Consider the following 19,791-nt stretch of genomic DNA (forward strand, 5'->3'; position numbering starts at 1 on the left):
CGTGCGGCCTTCCTTTATGCGCCGTCGCCGCCCGACGCGGCGCCGTCCGGTTGCTCATCCGTGGCTTCGCCCGGCGCCTCATCCTCGGCGCCGTCGCCGTTCTCCTCCGGCACCGAGGCGACGGAGACGACGCGCTCGCCCCCGGCGACGTTGAACAGCCGCACGCCCATGGTCTTGCGGGCGGCGATCCGGACGTCGGCGACCGGGCAGCGGATCAGCTGGCCGCCGTCGGTGACCAGGATGATCTCCTGGCTCGGCAGGATCGGGAAGCTGGCGGCCACGGCGGTGTTCTTCTCGCCCATCGCCATGGTCCAGATGCCCTTCCCGCCCCGGCCGGTGATCCGGTAGCCATAGGCGGAGCTGAGCTTGCCGAAGCCTTCCTCGCTGACCGTCAGGATGAACTCCTCGACAGCCTCGAGCTCGGCGAAGCGGGCCGGGTCGAGGTCGCGCTCCTCCACCGCCTGGCTGTCCTCGCCGTCGGTCTCCTCGCCCTCGGCCCGGCGCAGCGCATTGGCCATGCGCAGATAGTTCGCGCGCTCGTCCGGCGTGGCGTCGAGATGGTGCAGGATCGAGATCGAGATCACGGTGTCGCCGTCGGCCAGGCGGATGCCGCGCACGCCGGTCGAATCGCGGCCCTTGAAGACGCGGACGTCGGTGACCGGGAAGCGGATGCACATGCCGATGTGAGTGGCCAGCAGGACATCCTGGTCGTCGCTGCAGACCTTGACGCCGATCAGGCTGTCGCCCTCGTCCAGCTTCATCGCGATCTTGCCGTTGCGATTGATGCTGGTGAAATCGGCCAGGCTGTTGCGGCGCACCCCGCCGCTGGCCGTGGCGAACATGACGTAGAGCTGGTCCCAGGTGCTCTCGTCCTCCGGCAGCGGCATGACGGTGGAGATGGTCTCGCCCTGCTGCAGCGGCAGCATGTTGACCATCGCCTTGCCGCGCGATTGCGGCGTGCCGATCGGCAGGCGGTAGACCTTGAGCTTATAGACGATGCCGCGGCTGGAGAAGAACAGCATCGGCGTATGGGTGTTGGCGACAAACAGGTCGGAGACGAAATCCTCCTCCTTCGTCGCCATGCCGCTGCGGCCCTTGCCGCCGCGGCGCTGCGCCCGGTAGGTCGACAGCGGCACGCGCTTGATGTAGCCGCCGTTGGAGACGGTGACGACCATGTCCTCGCGCTGGATCAGGTCCTCGATGTCGGCCTCGAATTCGAGGTCGAGGATCTCGGTCTTGCGCGGGGTGGCGAACTGCTCCTTCATCTCGACCAGCTCGCCGCGCAGGATCTCCAGCAGCTTCTCGCGGCTCGACAGGATCGCGAGGTATTCCTGGATCTCGGCGACGATGGCGCGCAGGTCGTCGCCGATCTTGTCGCGCTCCAGCCCGGTCAGGCGGTGCAGGCGCAGGTCGAGGATGGCGCGGGCCTGGACTTCGGACAGCCGGTAGGTGCCGTCCTCGGCCAGCGGGTGGCCGGGCTCGTCGACCAGCGCGATCAGCGGCGCGATCTCGCCGGCCGGCCAGGCCCTGGCCATCAGCTCCTCGCGCGCCGTCTGCGGGTCGGGCGCGCGGCGGATCAGCTCGATCACCGCGTCGATGTTGACGACGGCGGTGGCGAGGCCGACCAGGACATGGGCCCGTTCGCGGGCGCGGCCCAGCAGGTAGCGCGTGCGCCGGGTGATCACCTCCTCGCGGAAGGCGACGAAGGCGTCGATGATCTGCTTCAGGTTCAGGAGCTCGGGCCGGCCGCCGTGCAGCGCCAGCATGTTGACGCCGAAGGAGGTCTGCAGCGGGGTCGAGCGGTACAGCTGGTTCAGCACCACGTCGGCGCTGGCGTCGCGCTTCAGCTCGACGACGATGCGGACGCCGTCGCGGTCGCTCTCGTCGCGCAGCTCGGAAATGCCCTCGACCGTCTTCTCGTTGACGACCTCGGCGATGCGCTCCATCAGCCGCGACTTGTTCACCTGGAACGGGATCTCGGTGAAGATGATCGCTTCGCGGTCCTTGCGGATCTCCTCGATGTTCGACCGGGCCCGCATGACCACGCTGCCGCGGCCGGTGGCGACGGCCGAACGGATGCCGGAGCGGCCGAGGATCAGGGCGCCGGTCGGGAAGTCCGGCCCCGGCACGATCACGTTGAGCTCCTCGACCGTGATCGCCGGATTCTCGATGGTGGCGAGGCAGGCGTCGATCACCTCGCCCAGATTGTGCGGCGGGATGTTGGTGGCCATGCCGACGGCGATGCCGCCGGCGCCGTTGACCAGGAGATTCGGGAAGCGCGACGGCAGCACCGTCGGCTCGGACTGGGTCTCGTCGTAGTTCGGCTGGAACTCGACCGTGTCCTTGTCGATGTCGTCCAGCATCGCCTCGGCCGCCTTGGCCAGGCGCGCCTCGGTGTAGCGCATCGCCGCCGGCGGGTCGCCGTCCATCGAGCCGAAATTGCCCTGCCCCTGGATCAGCGGCAGCCGCATCGAGAAGTCCTGCGCCATGCGCACCATGGCGTCGTAGATCGCGGTGTCGCCATGCGGGTGGTACTTACCCATGACGTCGCCGACGACGCGGGCCGACTTCTTGAACGGCTTGGTCGAATCGTAGCCGCCCTCCTTCATCGCGAAGAGGATGCGGCGATGCACCGGCTTGAGGCCGTCGCGCACATCCGGCAGGGCGCGGGAGACGATCACGCTCATGGCGTAATCGAGATAGGAGCGCCGCATCTCCTCCTCGATCGTCACCGGGGTGATGTCGAAGTGCGGCGGCGTGGTGGGACGTTCGGTCAAGGCACTGTCCGGACTGGCAAAAGGACGCGCCCGGTCAGCCTGCCGGGCGCGGCGACGCTAGCACGTTTCCGCACCTGCGAACAATCGCGCCGGAGCGGCCTTCAGGCGGCTGCGCCGGCCGCCGCGGAAGCCCGGGTGTCGCCGCGCGCCAGCAGGTGGAAGCGGCCGGCCAGGAGGCCGACCGAGACCACGCTGGCGATCAGGATCGCCTCGAACAGCCCGACCGCGCCGCGGCCGAGATGGACGCCCAGGAACCAGCCCAGCGGCGTCATCACCACGACGTAGGAGATGGTGTGCAGCAGCGTCGGCACCACCACGTCGCCGCGGCCGCGCAGCGCGTTGGCGACCACCACCTGGCCGCCGTCGACCAGCAGGATGAAGGTCGAGACCAGGACCACCGGCACCAGCAGCGGGATCAGCGCCGGGTCGCTGGTGTAGGCCTCGGCGATCGGCCGGGCGAACAGCCACAGCACCGCCCCGAGCAGCACCATGACGACGCTGTTGACGCCGAGCCCGACCCAGCCGGCCAGCACCATGTCCTTGAGGTCGTGCCGGCCATGGGCGATGCCGACCCGGACCGCGGTGGCGGAGGCGAGGCCGAGCGCCACCATGAAGATCAGCGCGATCAGGTTGAGGCCGATCGAATAGGCGGCGAGCGGCAGGGTGCCGAGCAGCCCGGCGAAGAAGGTCAGCGCGGTGAAGGCGCCCGATTCGATGAAGATGCTGAGGCCGCCGCCATAGCCGAGCTGGCGCTGCTTCGACCAGTCGCGCCAGCGCCAGCCGCGCCAGCGGCGGATGCCGTAGGCATCGCGGTCGCGCATCCACCAGACATAGGCGACCAGGCTGGCCGCCAGGAAGATGCGCGAGGCGGTGCTGGCCCAGGCCGCGCCGATCGCCCCGAGCTCCGGCAGGCCGGCGACACCGAACACCAGCAGCCAGTTGACCAGCGCGTTCAGGAGGTTGGCCACGATCATCGCGATCATGCCCGGCACCGGCCGCTTCAGCCCCTCGAGGAAGAAGGCCGTGACGGTGTAGATCACCGCCGCCGGCATGCCCCAGCCGAGCACGATGGCGATGTCGGCGCCGGCTTTCGACAGCTCCGGCGTCTGGCCGGTCAGGACCAGCAGCGGCTCGATGAAATGGCACAGCACGGCCAGCACCAGGCCGATGGCGCCGCCGTAGATCAGCGCCCGGTGCCAGACCGCGCCGCATTCGTCGGGCCGGTTGCGGCCGAGGGCGTTGGCGCTCATCACCAGCGTGCCGATGACGAGGCCGGTGGAGGTGCCGATCATGCTGCCGATCGGGGCGTTGGCGATCGACAGATGCGCCAGGTCGGCACTGCCGTAGCGGCCGACGAAGAGGGTGTCGACCAGCGCCATCAGGATCAGCCCGGCACGGGCGACGATCACCGGCAGCGCCAGGCGCAGCAGCTCATAAACATGTCGCCGGACCCGGGCGCGCATCCAGCTTTCGCCCGGCCGGATCGGAACCTGGTACATCGCGGCGCCTCTCCCTCGGAGCGGCACATTAGCAGCACGGCGGGGCGGAGATCAGGCGGCCGAACGCCGACCTGCCATGCGCGCCGCCGGAACGGCAGCGAAAGCATACTTCAAATATTTTACAGTTATTACTCAGAATAGCATTTAAAATCGATTTCTATATTCACTAATGACTCGAACAATTCTTTATCGCAGAGTTTCGGCACCGTATATCCACGGAGATCTGAAATGGATCGCTCCAGCAACACAGTCGAATATGCACTGGGCCATTCCGAGTCGGAGATCCAGAGGCTGATGCTGCAGGCCACAGTGCTGCGGCCGATCACCGAGCGCCTGTTGCACGCCGCGGGGCTGCGGCCGGGAATGCGTGTGCTCGACCTCGGCTGCGGCGCCGGCGACGTCTCGCTGCTGGCGGCGGAGATCGTCGGGCCGACGGGCGTGGCGATCGGCATCGACCGCAGCGCCGAGGTTCTGACAGTCGCCCGGGCCCGAGCCGCGGCGGCAGGGTTGGACCATGTCGCCTTCATCGAGACGGACATCGATGACTTCGCAGTCGGGGAACCCTTCGACGCCGTCCTCGGGCGCTATGTCCTGATCCATCAGCCGGAGCCGACCGAGACGATCCGCCGGGCCGCTGCGCAGCTGCGGCCCGGCGGCATTGCAGCCTTCCATGAGATCGCCCTGCACAGCGACTGCGAGTCGCTGCCGCCCGTGCCGCTGTGGCAGGGCACCGCGCGCGTGCTCTTCGACGCCTTCCGGATGCTCCTGCCCCATCCCGACATTGCCGGCCGGCTGATCCATGCCTTCGCCGAGGCTGGACTGCCGACGCCTCGGCTGTTCAGCGAAAGCCCTGTCGGCGGTGGCGAGGATTCGCCGCTCTATGCCTGGATGGCGGAGTCGGTGCGCAGCGGCCTGCCCCTCATTCGGCGATCAGGGCTGGCGGACGCCGAGGCGATCGGGATCGAGACGCTGGAGGACCGGCTGCGGCAGGCAGCCGTGGCGGCCCGCAGCCAGCTCGTGATCTCAGCGCAGATCTGCGCGTGGAGCCGCAAGCCGTAGCGGCCGTGGCTTCGCCGCCCCTTTCGGGACGCTATGCTGGCGGGATCGCAGGTCGACCGGACCAGTACCATGATCACCCCCCGCCGCGCTCGCCCTCTTCGCCGTGCCCGTCGCCCTCGCCGCCCTGGTTCCCGGACCGGCGCAGACCGCTGCGCCGATCGCCAGCCGAAGTTGAGGGTTCAGGCCGGGACCGGCGCGTCGGTCCGCTCCGCCGTTCCCGCCTCGCCCTCCAGCAGCCGGCGCTCGGCCGCGAACAGGGCGGCGATCGCCTCCTTGGCCCTGGCGATTCGGGGCGAGCGCCCGACATCCTGGTGCACGATCAGGCGATAGCGGTGCTCCATCGCCGGCACCAGCGGCGACACCCGCACCAGATCCGGATGCACGTCGCCGACGAAGCAGGGGATCAGCGCCAGCCCGGCGCCGGACGCCAGCGCCGACAGCATCAGGTCGGTGGTGGTCAGGCGCAGGATCCGGGTGTTTCCGGCCGATGCGAGCTGCCGGTCGAGCGGATAGCCGTCGACATCGCTGCCGACCCGCACCCGCTCGTTGTCGTAGATCACCCAGTCGCAGGCGCCGAAGCGCGCCTCGGTCCTGGCCTCCGGATGCCGGTCGACATAGGGCCGCGCGCCGTAGAAGGCGTAGGCGGATTTGGCGACCAGGCGGGACCGCAGGCCCGGCGCCTCCGGCACGGAGGCGTAGACGCCGAGATGCACCGAATCATCGCCCAGATTCGGCAGCTGCCGTTCGAAATCCACGGCCAGGTCGATGCCGGGCAGCGCCTCGCGCAGCCGGGACAGCCGTTCGGCCAGGAAGCGGCTGGCCCAGCCGCCGGCGGCGACCCGCACCAGCCCGGTGCCGGGATCGGCCTGGATCCGCGCCTCGCGCTCCAGCGCCGCCGCCGATTCCGCCATGGCCCGCAGATGCGGCAGCAGCGCCTCCCCGGCCACGGTCGGGCGATAGCCGTCGGCGCTGCGCTCGAACAGGATCAGCCCCAGCCGCTCCTCCAGCGCCTGGACCCGGCGGCCGATGGTCGGCTGGCTGAGGCCCAGGCGCCGCGCCGCCGCCGACAGGCTGCCGGTCTCGGCCACCGCATGGATCACCCGCAGATCGTCCCAATCGGTCATGGCCGGCCTTGCCCTCGCATCCTGAACGGAAACGTACAGGCCCTCCTCGATATTGTCGAATGGCGTACGCCGGCGTTCAGCCTCATCTTCCGCCCCGCGGCCACCCGGATGCATCGGTCCGCGCATCTCTCCTGACAGGATGATGTCAGGAGGGGTGGCGTAGTCTTCCACCATCGCCTCGGGCCGCCCGAGGCCGGAGATGGAGGACCCGATGGCCGTGCTGACGGAAGTGGTGATGTACCGGGCCCGGCCCGGCGCCGCGGCCGAGACCGTGGTCACGGTGTCCGACGCCACCGGCCCGGTGATCACCGGCCGCTACGGCATCGACACGGCCCCGCCGCCGGCGCCGAAGGCGGCCGCCTGCCCGATCGCGATGGCTTCAAGGAGATCGTCATGAGCACCCATGTCCTGCGCCTGCCGCTGCGCCAGCGTCCCGCCGGCCTGCTGGAGCGGATCTGGCGCCGCGTTGCCGGCGGATCGGCACGACCGGCCGCGCGGAAGACCCGGCTGCGCCTGGAGACGCTGAGCGACTCCGCCCGCAGCGACCTCGGCCTGCCGCCGGACGCGGATTTCGAGGCCGCCACCACCCGCATCGGCCTGATGGCCGTGGCCGGGCGGATGCTCCTGTAGGGACAGTTTGGAAATGCTACTGGCGCGGCCGCCTGACGGCGGCTTCTCCGCTTCCGGTGCTCACGGACCAAATGTCCGCTGCGCTCCGGTTCTCGAAGCCACCGCCATGCGACTCACGCCAGCGCATTTCGAAACTGCCCCTGACGTCCAAGGCAGACGCTACTCCGCCACCTTGACCAGGAGCTTGCCGAAATTCTCGCCCCGGAACAGCCGCAGGAAGGTCCGGGGCGCGGTCTCCAGCCCCTCGACGACGTCCTCGCGGTAGCGCAGCTTCCCCTCCCGGATCCAGCCGGAGACGTCGCGCAGGAAGGCGGCGTGCTGGTCGGCGAAGTCGCTGACGATGAAGCCGCGCAGAGTCAGCCGCTTGGACAGCACGCTGCGCATCATCGCCGGCACCAGGTTCGGTCCGTCCGGCAGGCCGGTGGCGTTGTACTGGGCGATCAGGCCGCAGACCGGGACCCGGGCGAAGGGGTTCAACAGCGGCCACACCGCCCCCCACACCGCGCCGCCGACATTCTCGAAATAGACGTCGATCCCGTCTGGCACGGCCGCGCGCAGCCGCTCGGCGAAATCCGGCGCCCGGTGGTCGACCGCGGCGTCGAAGCCGAGCTCCCCGGTCAGATAGGCCCCCTTCTCCGCCCCGCCGGCGATGCCGACGACGCGCGCGCCCTTGATCTTCGCGATCTGCCCGACCACCGCGCCGACCGCCCCCGAGGCGGCCGAGACCACGACGGTCTCGCCCGGCTTCGGCCGGCCGATGGTGAGGAGGCCGGTATAGGCCGTCATCCCAGGCATGCCGAGCACGCCGACCGCGGTCGAGATCGGCCCCAGCGACGGATCGACCTGGCGCAGCCCGGTGCCGTCGGACAGCGCGTAGTCCTGCCAGCCGGTGCGGCCTTCGACGATGTCGCCCGGGGCGAAGCCGGGGTGGTTCGAGGCGACGACGCGGCCGACCGCGCCGCCGACCATGACCTGGCCGATCTCGACCGGGGCCGCATAGGATTTCGCGTCGCTCATCCGGCTGCGCATATAGGGGTCGAGCGACAGCCACAGCGTGCGGATCAGGAGCTGGCCCGGGCCGGGCGCCGGCACCGCCTCCTCGACCAGGCGGAAGTCGCTGTCCTTCGGCTCCCCCACCGGCCGCGCGGCGAGCAGGATCCGGCGATTCACATCGGTGCTCATGATCGGCTCCCATCTATGGATGGCGGAAACTAAGCACCATTCTCATGCGAGATGAAGGGATTTGACCCGATCAACGGAAATGATCCGTGGAATATGCCGCGATCACGCGGCGCGGATGAAGACCGTGACGGTGACGACGAGCAGCCCCAGCGCCAGCGCGGGACCGAAGGGCCGCATCTCGCGCCACTTCATGCCGCGCCAGGGCGCCAGGGCCAGCTTCGGGAGCAGCTCGACGAGGCAGGCCAGGATCAGCACGAACAGGCTGCCCTGGACACCGACCCAGAGGCTGGCGGCGGTCAGGAACTTCAGGTCGCCCCAGCCGATGCGGGCGTTGTGGTCGACCTTCTGGATCAGCCAGGCGATGCCGCCCAGCATCACGAATGTGACCAGGCCCTGCGTCAGGGCGACGGCCAATGTCATCAGCTCCGGCGCCCGGATGACCGCCTGGCCGAGGCCGACGGCGCCGAGGGCGAGGTTCCAGACGTTCGGAATCCGGCTTTCCCGCAGATCGATCAGGACGATCGGCATCAGCAGCAGGACCAGCAGGCCGAGAGCGATGAAGTCGAATCCGTCCATCAATAGCCGCCGTTCGGAACGACGCTGGTCGCGGTCAGGCTGTTGCCGGTCAGGAGATCCGAGAACGGCAATAGCTTCAGCGCCGAGATATCGTAGGTGATGGTCACCTGAAACAGGTTCGGGCTGCCGGCTACGGCCGCGGCCTTGAACTCCTTGACCTTGGTCCAGTTGAACGTCGGCGCATAGCCCGCGAAGATGGTCTTCGCCGTCGTCTCCGCCAGCGTCGCCCGCTCCGTGTTCGACAGGCCGGCGATGGATGCCCGCGCGCTTTCCGCCGCCGCGTTGGACACGGCGAGCCAGGTGCCGAAATAAATGCCGAACAGGGCCGTCGCGAAGATCAGCATCAGGAACAGCGGCGCAACCAAAGCGAACTCCATTGCCGCCAAACCTGAGTCCGACTGAAAGTCCGTAGGCGCCTTTGCATCCGCAGATTTTAGATTAATAGCTTCAAACGGAAACATAGACCCACCTAAGTTCGCAGATTGGCGGGGCAAGTAAATACCCACCCCGCCAATGCATAAACTCGAACTACCTTCGCCCCATACTAACCAGCATTTGTGATTTTTGTTTGTATATTCGTAAACCCGGTTTGCAAAGCTGACCTCAAGGTCGGCACAACGGCCACGAGAGCAGCGGCGATCAGGGCGGCGAGGATGGCATATTCCACGGCCGTAATGCCGTCCTCTTCGCGAGCGGCACGGCGGCTGTAGTTAATCAGTTTCCGCAACATGACTATACCTCCTTAACTACTACCGGGTCTGACTTCCCGCCTGCGCCCCGGCGCCGCCGACGGTGTTCCGAAACTCACTGCACCAGCACCGGCACGCCGCAGCGCACCCCGGTGACGGTGACGTCCATGTATCCGAGCTTGATCCCGAGCGCGGCCAACAGCCCATCCACCAGCGGGTCGAGCAGGCCGTTGATAACGGGGGCCAGAATCACGCGCAGGGCGTTGACGGCATCCGGGACAAGCCGGAGATCCAACGGAAGAATGCAGACACCCAACAGAACCGCGGTGCACAACTTCAGCTCAAGCGTCTGGCCGAGACTTGAAAGAAGATTGTCGACCATTCCACGACTGACGACCGATTGCGCGGTGCGATTGGCGATGTCGGTCTGATCAAAGGTCAAGGTCTGATAAGAGCCGCTTCCGATTTCGACCTTCGCCTTTCCTGTCAAAGAAGCAAGCGTGATCACTCCGAGTCCCAACACATCGACTCCTGCGATTTTCGAGTATTGAATGTCGTCGTACGTGATCTCTTTGGTGAAGTTCTTCATGGTATCAGTGGCAATCGTGCCGATATAGGCACGAGCCACCCCGCTCTTGGCGTCGATCTGGACCTGCGCGTCGGTCGCCGGCTCGATGCCGCAATCGATGTTGCTGAGGATCGCGTCGCCTGCCCCTGCCTCGACATAGAGGGGCAATTCCACAATCGACCCCAGCAGCGCTTTCAGGAGACCGGTGGCCAATTCGATCTTCAGCTTCAACCGAACCTGAGCCGTATGCACCGAGATGCCGACCGGACCGAAGGCAAAGGGCGGCGACTGCGGCGGCTCGATCACCGTCGCCTCCAGATGCACACCCGCCAGGATCCCGAGAAGATTGAAATCGAAGTTGGGAATGGCTACGGCGTTGTCGCCGTTCGCGACCTGCAGCGTGAGCGTCAGCAGCTGATACAGATTCAAGCCGGCCTGCAGCGCGGTTGGAGCGGTCGAACTGCCCACCGGCAACGGACGCCAGATCCCAAGATCCAGCAGGTCGCCGAGCTGCAACGACGGGTTGCCGACGATCTTTGCCTTGATGGCCGCCAGCGAGATGCTCGCAATCGACGCCGGCGCATCCAGAACATCGATTGCAGCCTGAATCAGCTCCGAGACCTGGACGTTCGTCGCCAGGAGCTGATCGTAGGTCCCGGCGCTGAGATCCAGATTCACCGCCAGCGCGTCCAGAAAACTGAGCGCCTGGATGTTGGTGTTGAGCAGCCCGCGATAATCCACCGCGTTCAGCTGCAGGCTGGTGCCGAGGAGTCCTCCCAGAACGGCGTTCAGGATGGCGCTCTGGTTGGTATCGACGGCAAGCACGCCGGTGCCGGCCTGGAAGGCGGCCTCATCGATCCGTGCCGCGGTCGCGCTGGTCCTGATCTGGAACGACGCGGGCAACGGCTGGAGGACCTTCGACAGAAACCCCGAAGCGTCGTCCTTGACGTCGACCTTCACCGCATTGGCGACGACATAGGACGCGTCGCGCGTGTCCCCCGGGCACAGGGCGATGGCCGATCGGAACCGGTTGAACGGTTCGAGCCCCTTGTCGGCGCAATAAGTCCCGAGCGTTAAAGCGTTGATGTTGGAAGCGGTGTAGCGACTGCCGTTTTCCTTCAGCATCAAGGCCGCCTGGGTCTTGATCGCTCCGACATTCCGGTCCTTCAGATTGCCCTGGTCCGCCACGGCGGCCAGGGCCGCGGCGTCGGTGGCCGCCTGGAGGTCTCGCCGCTGGGCAAACCAGGAGCCGAGATCGGTCGACAGGGCGACCAGGCCGATCATCACCGCGAGAACGATCGCGGCGAAGGGCGCGATCGCCCCCCGCTCCTCCGACCATCCGGCGATGATGCGGCGCAGATTCATTGCGGAGCCCCGTAGCCGGCACCGACGCCGGACGACATGGAGTTCCCGCCGAAACCCGAATTGCCGCTGTAGCCGTTGCCCGAACCCTGGACCGGCCTGCCGATCCCCTGCAGGTAGTTCTGGTAGATCCGTCCGGCCTCGGCGCCGCCGAGGGGCGGCTGCAGGGCGGGCGCGGGCTGGAGCTGCTGCCGGATGACCTGCGCGGTCCGGCTGGTCTCGGGCCATCCGGGCCCCGCCTGGGCGGCACCCGCCGGCACCAGCACCTGCTGGGCCCCGGCCGTCGCGGAGAGCAGGACGAGGACGGCTGCCAGGGGCAGGGAACGCGCTGTCATGGCTGGGTCTCCGAGGCTTGGGCCAGGCGTCTGGGGGCGGTCGTGGGGCTGGCGCCGGCGGTGGTCGGCGTCCGCACCTGGGCGCGGGCGGACCTGACCATCTGCTCGACCGCGCGCCGCTCCTTGGTGTCGGCGATCCGGGCGATCATCGCCTTCGACTGGTCGGCCTGGCCGGCGACGTCGAGGCAGAGGATCAGGTTGTTGCGGACCTGGGCGTTGGTCGGCGCCAGCTCGCTGGCCTGGCGCAGCGTGAACAGCGCTTCGTCGTAGGAGGCGATGCGCATCTCGGCGAAGCCGAGGTCGTTCAGGTATTTGACGTTGATCGGCTCGCGCCGCACCGCCTCGTGGAACTGCGCCCGGGCCTTGGCCCAGTCGCCGCGCCCAGCGGCGACACGGCCGAGCCCGTCATAGGCGGCCGCCGACTGGTCGCCGTTCAGGAGCTCGCGGTAGATCGCCTCCGCCCGGTCGTAATCCTGGATGTCGAGGAAGGAATCGGCCCGCAGCACCTGCGCCCGGGCGTCGCCCGGATGGCGGTTGTCGTAGTCGTCGAGATAGGCCAGCGCGGCCCGCGACTTGCCGCCCTGCCGCAGCTTGTCGACGATGCCGAGATAGAGATCGCGGGAGTTCTCGGCGTCGAGCGCCGCCGCCTGCGGCACCTGGTCGGCCGGCGATGGCGGGCGGCGCGGCGTGTCGTCGCCGAACAGGCTGGAACAGGCGGACAGTCCGGGAACCAGGGCGAGCACCGCAAGAGAGAGAAAAACCCGCATGCTCAGCTTCCCTGAGTCAGAGATCGGACGAGAGAGACGATCGCCGGGCTGCACAGGACGATGAACAGGGCCGGCATGAGGAAGGCGATCATCACGATCGTCATCTGAGTGGTCTTGCGGCCGATGCTCTCCCGGGCCGTGGAGACCCGCTTGTCGGCGAATTCACGGACGAATTCGCGCAGCCCCGACCCCAGCTCGGTGCCGTGCAGCAAGGTCTGCTTGAACATCGCCACCAGCTCGCGCGCACCGTTGACGCCCAGCCGCTCCCTCCAGCGGTCGAGCGCCAGGTCATAGGCCATGCCGCGCTGCAGATCCTCGACCAGGAGCTGTGTGCTTTGCCGGACCAGCGGCATTCCCCCGCCATCGGACTGCGCCACCGAGCGGAAGCACTGGTCGAGGCTGACGCCGCTTTCGAGCATCAGCAGCAGGACATCGAGGACGAAGGGCAACTCGGCCGCGACGAGGCGCTGGCGGACGGATGCGCGCCACCGCAGCCCGAATTTCGCGCCGACAAAGGTGAGGCCGCCCGCCACGAGGGGATACAGCCACGCCATGCCCGTCCAGCTTCCGGTGAACCAGAGGGCTGCGGCGACCACGCCCGCCACCAGCAGGGCCCCGCCCAGGCGAAGGCCGGCGAAGACCAGGATCGAGGACGGGTCGTAGTAACCGGCCGCGCGCAGATGCTCCGCGATCTCCTCCCGATCCTTCGCTCCTCCGATCAGGATACGCTCCAGGGGGCGCAGCCAGACGATCCCGGTCAACGACCCCGCCGGCTCCTGGCGATCGCCGATCGAGTTCAGCCGGCGCCTCAGCCGCACCTCTCCCAGCGTCCCTCGCAGCCCGAGCCCGATCAGGATCAGGCTGGAGCAGGCGGTGATCGCGATGGCCAGGGTCTCGAAGGAGTCGATCGGCATCGCCTAGAACTCCAGCCGCATGATGCGGCGCATGACCACGAGCCCGATGAATTGCAGCCCGAGCGCGATCGCGGCCAGACGCATTCCCTGATCCGTCTCGATGAAGAACATCAGGTAGTCCGGCTGGATCACGGCCATCATCCCGGCCGCGGCGAAGGGCATTCCACCGAGAACGATGGCGCCGAAGCGGATCTCGGCCGTCGCCGCCTTGAGCTCGCGTCCCACCCGCGCCCGGTCGCGCAGGATCTGGACCAGATTGGCGAGGACCGCCGACATCCGGCCGCCATAGCGGAAATTGGTCTCGACCGCCGTGGCCAGCATGTACAGCTCCGCCACGTCCAGCCGGGCCGCCAGCCAACGGATGCTATCGGGGATCGAGGCACCGTTGTTGATGCGCCGGATCAGCGGCCGGAGATAGCGCTGCATCGCCGGGCCAGTGTTCTCGGCCCCCTTGAACAGCGCCTGCTGCATCGAGTTGCCGGCGATCAGGAGCTGCCGCAGCGCGTCGAGGAGGAACGGCAGGCCTTCGATGAAGGCGTTCAGCCGCCGGGTCGCCAGCCGCCACATGGCGTAGACCCCGGCCAGCAGCAGGACGGCCGGCACGGCCAGCCCGACGACCGGATCGACCAGCCACGCCAGCCCGGCGCCGAGCGCCGCCAGCGCCACCCCGCCCATCAGCAGCAGATGCGGCGGCAGGGTCACGTCCGCCCGGGCCTGCCAGAGCTGGAACAGGCGCGGGCCGCCCGCCCCACCGGCAGGGGCCCAGGCCGCAGCGGCGCTGCCGCTATCCCCGGCCGGCAGCGCGCCGCGCAGCTCCTCCAGCCGCTCCGCCATCTCCTGCTGCCGCCGGCGCTGGACGCGGTTGGTGAAGAGGCTGAGCCCGGCCAGGACCAGCAGCAGCAGAACCCCGAGCAGGAGGAAGCCGAACCCGTTCATGCCAGCCCCCGCGCCGCGGCGCCGCGAAGGTCGGGCGCGCCGACCAGCCGGTGGCCGAAATAGGGGCGCGCCGACAGCGTCCTGAACTCGCCCAGCCCGCTCAACGGCGGCTGCTCCTCGAAGCCGAAGAGCTGGTTCAGGCTGTAGCTCTCGCCCTCCAGCCCGGTCAGCTCCGACACCGAGGTGACGCGCCGCTTGCCGTTGGCCATCCGGTTGACCTGGATCACGATCTGGATGCTGTTGGCGATGTAGCGCCGGAGGGTCTTCGGGTCGCCGCCGAGGCCGCCGAAGCCGAGCAGCATCTCCAGCCGTCCGAAGGCGTCGCGGCTGGAGTTGGCGTGCATCGTCGCCATCGACCCGTCATGGCCGGTGCTCATCGCCTGCAGCATCTCGACCGCCTCGGCGCCGCGCACCTCGCCCAGGATGATGCGGTCGGGCCGCATCCGCAGCGCGTTGCGCACCAGGTCGCGGGCATTGACCTCGCGGCTGCCGTCGAGATTGGCCGGCCGCGTCTCCAGCCGCACCACATGGCTCTGCCGCAGCTGCAGCTCGGCCGCGTCCTCGATGGTGATCAGCCGCTCCCTCTCCTCGATATAGCCGCTGAGCATGTTCAGCAGCGTGGTCTTGCCCGAGCCCGTGCCGCCGCAGATCAGGATGTTGAGGCGCGACCGCACGGCGGCGGAGAGGAAGCCCAGCATCTCCTGGCTCATCGAGCCGAGCCGGACATAGTCCTGCGCGCCCATCGCCTGGGTCCGGAACTTGCGGATCGACACCATCGGCCCGTCCAGCGCGATCGGCGGGATCACGACATTGACCCGCGACCCGTCCTGCAGCCGGGCGTCGACATAGGGCGTCGCCTCGTCGACGCGGCGGCCGATCGGGCTGACGATGCGCTGGATGATGTTCATCAGATGCGCGGTGTCGCGGAACCGCGCCGGCACCGCCGAGAGCTGCCCGCCGCGCTCGACGAAGATCCGGAACGGCCCGTTGACGATGATGTCGTCGATCGACGGGTCCTTCAGCAGCGGCTCCAGCGGCCCCAGCCCGACCACCTCGTTCTGCACCTCGGCGGCCAGCAGCGACCGCTCGGCCGCGTTCAGCGCCAGCCCTTCCTTCGCCGCGAAGCGGGTGATCGCCTGCTCGACCCCGTCCCGGATCATCGACGCCGGGGCCGTCTCCGCCGTGATGCCGAGGGCCTCCAGTTGCTCCAGCACCAGGTTGAAGATCGCGAACTTCGTCCGCTGGTAGCCGTCGGTCGTGCGCAGCTCGGCGGCGGCGAGATCCGCCTCCCCCGTGATCTTGACGCCGACTCCGTTGATCAGCCCGGCCATCGTCGCGTCCCCTTATGACGGCCGCAGGCGGCGGAACAGGCCGGCGCCGCGCGCGGCGGGACGGGCCGCCGCCGGGACCGCCGGAACAGCATCCCCCGCCGCCAGCCGCTCCAGCGCCCGGCTGTAGGCGGCGCGCGGCTGGTCGAGCACCAGCGGTCGACCGGTGTTCAGGGCGTTGACCAGCTCGACCCGCGCCGCCGGCAGCCGCACCGAGCGCTTGAGCCCCAGTGCGTCGCGCATCTGCTCCTCGCCGAGCGTGATGCCCGGCATGTGGTCCTCGACCACCAGGGTGATCCGGTCCAGGACCTGCGGATTCGGGGCGATCTGCACCAGCAGGTCGCGGCAGGCCTTGACCGCCGTGAACTTCTGCGGCGCCACGAGGTAGATCCTGGTCGCGGTCCGGGTGAACTCCGTCAGCAGCCCCGGATGCCGGATGCCGCCGACATTCAGCACCACCTCGCCGAACAGGGCGCGCAGCACCAGCAGCATCGAGGCGATCGCCTCCGGCGCGACGTCGTGCACCTCCTCGCCCGCCACCGCGAGCGGCAGCAGATGCAGCCCGGACGGCGCGTGATGGCCGAGCGCCGAGGACAGCAGCGTCCGGTCCAGCCGCGGCAGGTCCTGGATCGCATCCCGGATCGTGTAGGTCAGCGGCACGTTGAGCGCGGCGCCGGCCTCGCTCGATGGCAGGGCGCCGTCGACCAGCAGCCCCTCCCCCCGCGCCTTGGCCCGCAGGACCGCCAGGTTGACCGCGAACAGCCCTTCGCCGCCCGGCTGTCCGCTCATCACCAGGGTCAGCGCGCCGGCGCCGGCGGCGTCGCCGCGCGGCGCGCCGGTCAGATGGCGGGCGATCTGGCTGCGCAGCTCGTCCCCTTCGGTCCCGCGGTCGATCACATCGGCGGCGCCGGCGCGGATCGCCCGCAGCACCGACCGTGCGTCCCCCTCGTCGCCGAGCACGACCAGCAGCGCCTCGGGGTCGGCCCCGGCCAGATCGCGCATGGCCTCGCCCAGCAGCGTCCCGAAGCCGTCGACCGCGTCGGCATCGAGCAAGATCATGTCGGGCGCCGCCTTGCGGCACAGCTCCAGCAGCGACGCGGTCTCCGGCACGGAGCGGATGATCGCGGCCACGCCTTCCAGCGGGCCGATGAGCCGGGCGGCGAGGGCGGTGTCGGAGGTGGCGACGATCAGCCGGAACATCGCTGCTACCGCATCAATCCGTAGGGGGCGAGCTGGTCCTGCACCTGGTCCACGTTCAGGATCATGTCTCCGACCGAGGGGTTGTATTTGCGCGTGTCGACGCCCGGCAGCGGCGGGACCTGGCTCGGCGCCAGCGGCCGGACCAGCCGCGGCGTGGCGACGATGACCAGCTCCTGCCGCTCCTGCTGGTTGTTGGTGGTCTTGAACAGGGCGCCGATGATCGGGATGTCGCCGAGCCAGGGGAACTTGCTCTCGTTCACCGTGCTGTTGCTGTACATCAGCCCGGCGAGCACGAAGCTCTGGCCGCTGCCGAGCTCGACCGTGGTCGAGGTCGAGCGGCGGCGGAAGGCCGGGACGTTGAAGCCCTGGATGGTCAGCGCGTTGGCATAGTCCAGCTCGCTGACCTCGGGCGCCACCTTGAGCACGATGCGCTTGTCCGACAGCACCACCGGCGCGATGCTCAGCCGGACGCCGTATTCGTGATACTCGATGGTGGTGGTGCCGATCGAGGCCCCGCCCTGCGGCACCGGGATCGGGATCTCGCCGCCGGCGAGGAAGCTCGCCTCCTCGCCGGAGCGGACCAGCAGCGTCGGCTGGGCCAGCAACTGGGTCAGCCCGGCCTGCGACAGGGCGCTGAGAACACCGAAGATGCCGTTGCGCGAATCGCCGAGGAACAGGTTGAACGCGTTCGCAAGGGGGGCAGAGGCTTCGAGCGTCAGCCTCGGGTTGAACTCGAAGCTCTGCAGCGAGTTCGGGCCGACCAGCGCCCCTTGGAAATCGCTGCCGCCCAGCGCCGCGAAGTTGAAACCGAGAGCCCGCAGCGTCGTCGCCGACACCGCCGCGAACTGGATGTCGACCGCCACCATCTGGTTGCCGGTGACCCGGGTCAGGTCGACGACGTTGCCGCCGCCATAGGCGCGGGCGATGCCCGAGGCCCGGGCGTGGGAGTCGAGGTCCGGCACCGTGCCGGACAGCACCAGGTTGTCGCCGTCCCGGCTCACCCGCACCCCCTGCAGCCCCGGCTGGCCGCGGATCTGCCGCGCCGGGTCGCCGCGGTCGGGGATGGTCGGCAGGGCGACCGCCGGGGTGCCGCCGACGGTGACGTCGTAGGAGATCCCCCGGTCCGACTGGGCGGTGAAGACGGCCAGCGTGGTCTGGCCGGACTGCAGCCCGGTGATCTGCAGCTGGTCCTCGTTCAACGCGGTCGCGTCGATGATGCCGCCCTGGCCGACGACGATGCGGGTGATCGGGGCCGGAAGGTTGAGCACGCGCTGGGCGCCGACGCCGAGCCGCAGCTCCTCCGCCCCCGCGACCTGGCTCACGAGGACGAGAACCGCGACGAACAGCATACGCACCACAACTCTCATCGCCGCTCTCCGGACGTCTTGGGGTAGATCAGCTGGGTCTTGTCGCCGACGATCAGCTCGATCGGCTTCTTCTGCGGCGGCGCGGGGGCCGCCGCCGGCGGCGCCGGGCCGCGGATGTCGGAGAGCTTGGCGGTGTTGTCGCCGATCAGCTGCAGGTCGTCGGCGCCGCGCAGGGACAGGTAGAAGGAGCCGAGGCTGCGGGCCAGGGCGAATTGGGCGATCTGCTCCGGCGTCATGGCCAGGCTGATGGTCCGCGACGGCTCGCCGCGACGCCCGCCGGAACCGGCGGCGGGCTCGGCCGCATTCTGGCCGGCGGCCTGGGCCAGGGCCGGATCGCCCAGGGTGGAGCCGACGGTGAGCACGAGCACGTCCTGCAGCACCGTGCGCGCCTCGCTGAGATTGCCTTCCGGCTGCTCCAGCCCGTTCTGATTGTTCAGGACGTTCTCGGGCAGCACCAGCTGGATGTCGACCTTGTCGCCGGGCCGGACGAACTGGCTGACCGCGATCTCGTCATTGGTCAGGATGCTGATGGCGCGATAGCCGGCAGGAACCAGCGCGGCGAGACCTGCCCTGGCCGGATCCGCGGAGATCGTGGAATCGAGCAGCAACTGCTGCGGCATGATATCGGCCGTCGCCACCTTGCCGACGACATCGCCGACCGCCGTGCGGGCCCCCTGGGGCACGGCCCCGGCGATCGAGGTGGTGGCCACATCCTCCCGGGTGATCTCCTGGCCCCGGGCGATGAACCGGGCCGCCGTCATGACGCCGAACACCTTCACGTCGACGGGCGCGGGCTGACTCGTCGGGGTCGGCGCAGGAACCACGCTCACCGGCACGGAACTCTTATAGACGCCATAAGCAATCAGCGACACCGCTCCAAGCCCGCCGAGGACCAGATAAGCTCGTGTCAGCGCATTCGTGTTCATCGGCGATGGGCTTCAATGGAGATATCAAAACCACGGACCGTCCAGGCGAGAACGGCATTTTTCGAACCTACCCGCCTACCGCCTCAGAACTCCAGAATATTTGTTCATTTCCTGCATTCCTTAAAAGGTTAGCTAAACTAGCATTAATAACCGACTATGTAACACAGATCGGACGGCGGAACAAGCTTTATTCGGCTTCCACAAAACAACGACAAATCTTACTAGAAATCGCGAAGCAGAAAAACCTGCATAATATGTTATGCATGGGAAAGGATCTTCGATATCTCGGAGTGCATTCCTATATAGCCGACCGAGAGTTGCAAACTATATCGAAATATATGGAATATTTATTTATGTCCATTTTTTTATCTAACCTCGTTTCAAGAAAACCTCCGGCCGTGTCATGGTGGCCACGACCATTGGTTGTAGACCTTGGGCGATCCTGCCTCCCGTGAATCCTTAAGTACTCCTTAAGCACCCATCCGATCCGCCCCGCCATCCTGTTCATCCGTCATGAGCCGACCGCCCGCCTTCGCGCGCCCCAGCCGGCAG

Annotated in this window: 19 protein-coding genes; 3 read left to right on the forward strand and 16 right to left on the reverse strand. The window is 68.3% G+C overall.

Annotated elements, in window-relative coordinates; translation table 11 throughout:
* Positions 1-14: 14 nt before the first annotated feature.
* Both gyrA and ACFW16_RS06880 read right to left on the reverse strand, forming a co-directional pair.
* On the reverse strand, positions 15-2,777 hold the full coding sequence (gyrA, locus tag ACFW16_RS06875) for a DNA gyrase subunit A (protein ID WP_380303174.1): 2,763 nt from the start codon (positions 2,775-2,777) through the stop codon (positions 15-17).
* Between the two features lie 101 nt (positions 2,778-2,878).
* Positions 2,879-4,276 (reverse strand): MATE family efflux transporter, encoded by a 1,398-nt coding sequence (locus ACFW16_RS06880; RefSeq protein ID WP_380303176.1) that lies wholly within the window; start codon positions 4,274-4,276, stop codon positions 2,879-2,881.
* Positions 4,277-4,504: 228 nt separating this feature from the next.
* Here ACFW16_RS06880 and ACFW16_RS06885 point away from each other — a divergent pair, with 228 nt between their 5' ends.
* Positions 4,505-5,335 carry a class I SAM-dependent methyltransferase gene (locus ACFW16_RS06885; RefSeq protein ID WP_380303178.1) on the forward strand — a complete coding sequence of 277 codons (831 nt, stop codon included), beginning with the start codon at positions 4,505-4,507 and terminating at the stop codon, positions 5,333-5,335.
* A gap of 179 nt (positions 5,336-5,514) precedes the next feature.
* Here ACFW16_RS06885 and ACFW16_RS06890 read toward each other — a convergent pair whose 3' ends face one another.
* On the reverse strand, positions 5,515-6,459 hold the full coding sequence (locus tag ACFW16_RS06890) for a LysR family transcriptional regulator (protein WP_380303180.1): 945 nt from the start codon (positions 6,457-6,459) through the stop codon (positions 5,515-5,517).
* Between the two features lie 211 nt (positions 6,460-6,670).
* Between ACFW16_RS06890 and ACFW16_RS06895 the strand changes: the two genes are divergently transcribed.
* Positions 6,671-6,856: a hypothetical protein gene (locus ACFW16_RS06895; RefSeq protein WP_380303182.1), complete on the forward strand. Its 186-nt coding sequence runs from the start codon at positions 6,671-6,673 to the stop codon at positions 6,854-6,856.
* Positions 6,853-7,089, forward strand: coding sequence for a hypothetical protein (locus ACFW16_RS06900; RefSeq protein ID WP_380303184.1), 237 nt, complete (start codon positions 6,853-6,855; stop codon positions 7,087-7,089). Before ACFW16_RS06895 ends, ACFW16_RS06900 begins: the two co-directional genes overlap by 4 nt.
* A gap of 159 nt (positions 7,090-7,248) precedes the next feature.
* On the opposite strand, the gene ACFW16_RS06905 is transcribed toward ACFW16_RS06900, so the two are convergent.
* The 13 genes from ACFW16_RS06905 to cpaB form a co-directional block, all read right to left on the reverse strand.
* Entirely contained in the window at positions 7,249-8,271 is a 1,023-nt protein-coding gene (locus ACFW16_RS06905; protein WP_380303186.1) for an NADP-dependent oxidoreductase, read from the reverse strand.
* A gap of 102 nt (positions 8,272-8,373) precedes the next feature.
* Complete coding sequence (locus ACFW16_RS06910) at positions 8,374-8,847, reverse strand: prepilin peptidase (RefSeq protein WP_380303187.1); 474 nt, start codon at positions 8,845-8,847, stop codon at positions 8,374-8,376.
* Entirely contained in the window at positions 8,847-9,308 is a 462-nt protein-coding gene (locus ACFW16_RS06915) for a TadE/TadG family type IV pilus assembly protein (protein WP_380303189.1), read from the reverse strand. The genes ACFW16_RS06910 and ACFW16_RS06915 overlap by 1 nt, the downstream gene beginning before the upstream one ends.
* Before the next feature lie 83 nt (positions 9,309-9,391).
* The gene (locus ACFW16_RS06920; protein WP_380303191.1) at positions 9,392-9,577 is read right to left on the reverse strand and encodes a Flp family type IVb pilin; all 186 of its coding nucleotides are present in this window, start codon (positions 9,575-9,577) and stop codon (positions 9,392-9,394) included.
* A gap of 74 nt (positions 9,578-9,651) precedes the next feature.
* Entirely contained in the window at positions 9,652-11,469 is a 1,818-nt protein-coding gene (locus ACFW16_RS06925; RefSeq protein WP_380303193.1) for a pilus assembly protein TadG-related protein, read from the reverse strand.
* Positions 11,466-11,801: a hypothetical protein gene (locus ACFW16_RS06930; protein WP_380303195.1), complete on the reverse strand. Its 336-nt coding sequence runs from the start codon at positions 11,799-11,801 to the stop codon at positions 11,466-11,468. Before ACFW16_RS06930 ends, ACFW16_RS06925 begins: the two co-directional genes overlap by 4 nt.
* Entirely contained in the window at positions 11,798-12,568 is a 771-nt protein-coding gene (locus tag ACFW16_RS06935; protein ID WP_380303197.1) for a tetratricopeptide repeat protein, read from the reverse strand. Before ACFW16_RS06935 ends, ACFW16_RS06930 begins: the two co-directional genes overlap by 4 nt.
* Before the next feature lie 2 nt (positions 12,569-12,570).
* Positions 12,571-13,482, reverse strand: a complete 912-nt coding sequence (locus ACFW16_RS06940) for a type II secretion system F family protein (RefSeq protein WP_380303199.1) — start codon at positions 13,480-13,482, stop codon at positions 12,571-12,573.
* 3 nt (positions 13,483-13,485) lie between these two features.
* Complete coding sequence (locus ACFW16_RS06945) at positions 13,486-14,418, reverse strand: type II secretion system F family protein (RefSeq protein ID WP_380303201.1); 933 nt, start codon at positions 14,416-14,418, stop codon at positions 13,486-13,488.
* The gene (locus ACFW16_RS06950) at positions 14,415-15,749 is read right to left on the reverse strand and encodes a CpaF family protein (protein WP_380303203.1); all 1,335 of its coding nucleotides are present in this window, start codon (positions 15,747-15,749) and stop codon (positions 14,415-14,417) included. Before ACFW16_RS06950 ends, ACFW16_RS06945 begins: the two co-directional genes overlap by 4 nt.
* A 12-nt stretch (positions 15,750-15,761) precedes the next feature.
* Positions 15,762-16,946, reverse strand: coding sequence for a CpaE family protein (locus ACFW16_RS06955; protein WP_380303205.1), 1,185 nt, complete (start codon positions 16,944-16,946; stop codon positions 15,762-15,764).
* Positions 16,947-16,951: 5 nt separating this feature from the next.
* Positions 16,952-18,313 carry a type II and III secretion system protein family protein gene (locus ACFW16_RS06960; protein WP_380303207.1) on the reverse strand — a complete coding sequence of 454 codons (1,362 nt, stop codon included), beginning with the start codon at positions 18,311-18,313 and terminating at the stop codon, positions 16,952-16,954.
* Entirely contained in the window at positions 18,310-19,239 is a 930-nt protein-coding gene (gene cpaB / locus ACFW16_RS06965; RefSeq protein WP_380303209.1) for a Flp pilus assembly protein CpaB, read from the reverse strand. Before cpaB ends, ACFW16_RS06960 begins: the two co-directional genes overlap by 4 nt.
* Between the last annotated feature and the right edge of the window lie 552 nt (positions 19,240-19,791).

This window comes from Inquilinus sp. NPDC058860 (genome assembly GCF_042743185.1).
Lineage (GTDB): Bacteria > Pseudomonadota > Alphaproteobacteria > DSM-16000 > Inquilinaceae > Inquilinus.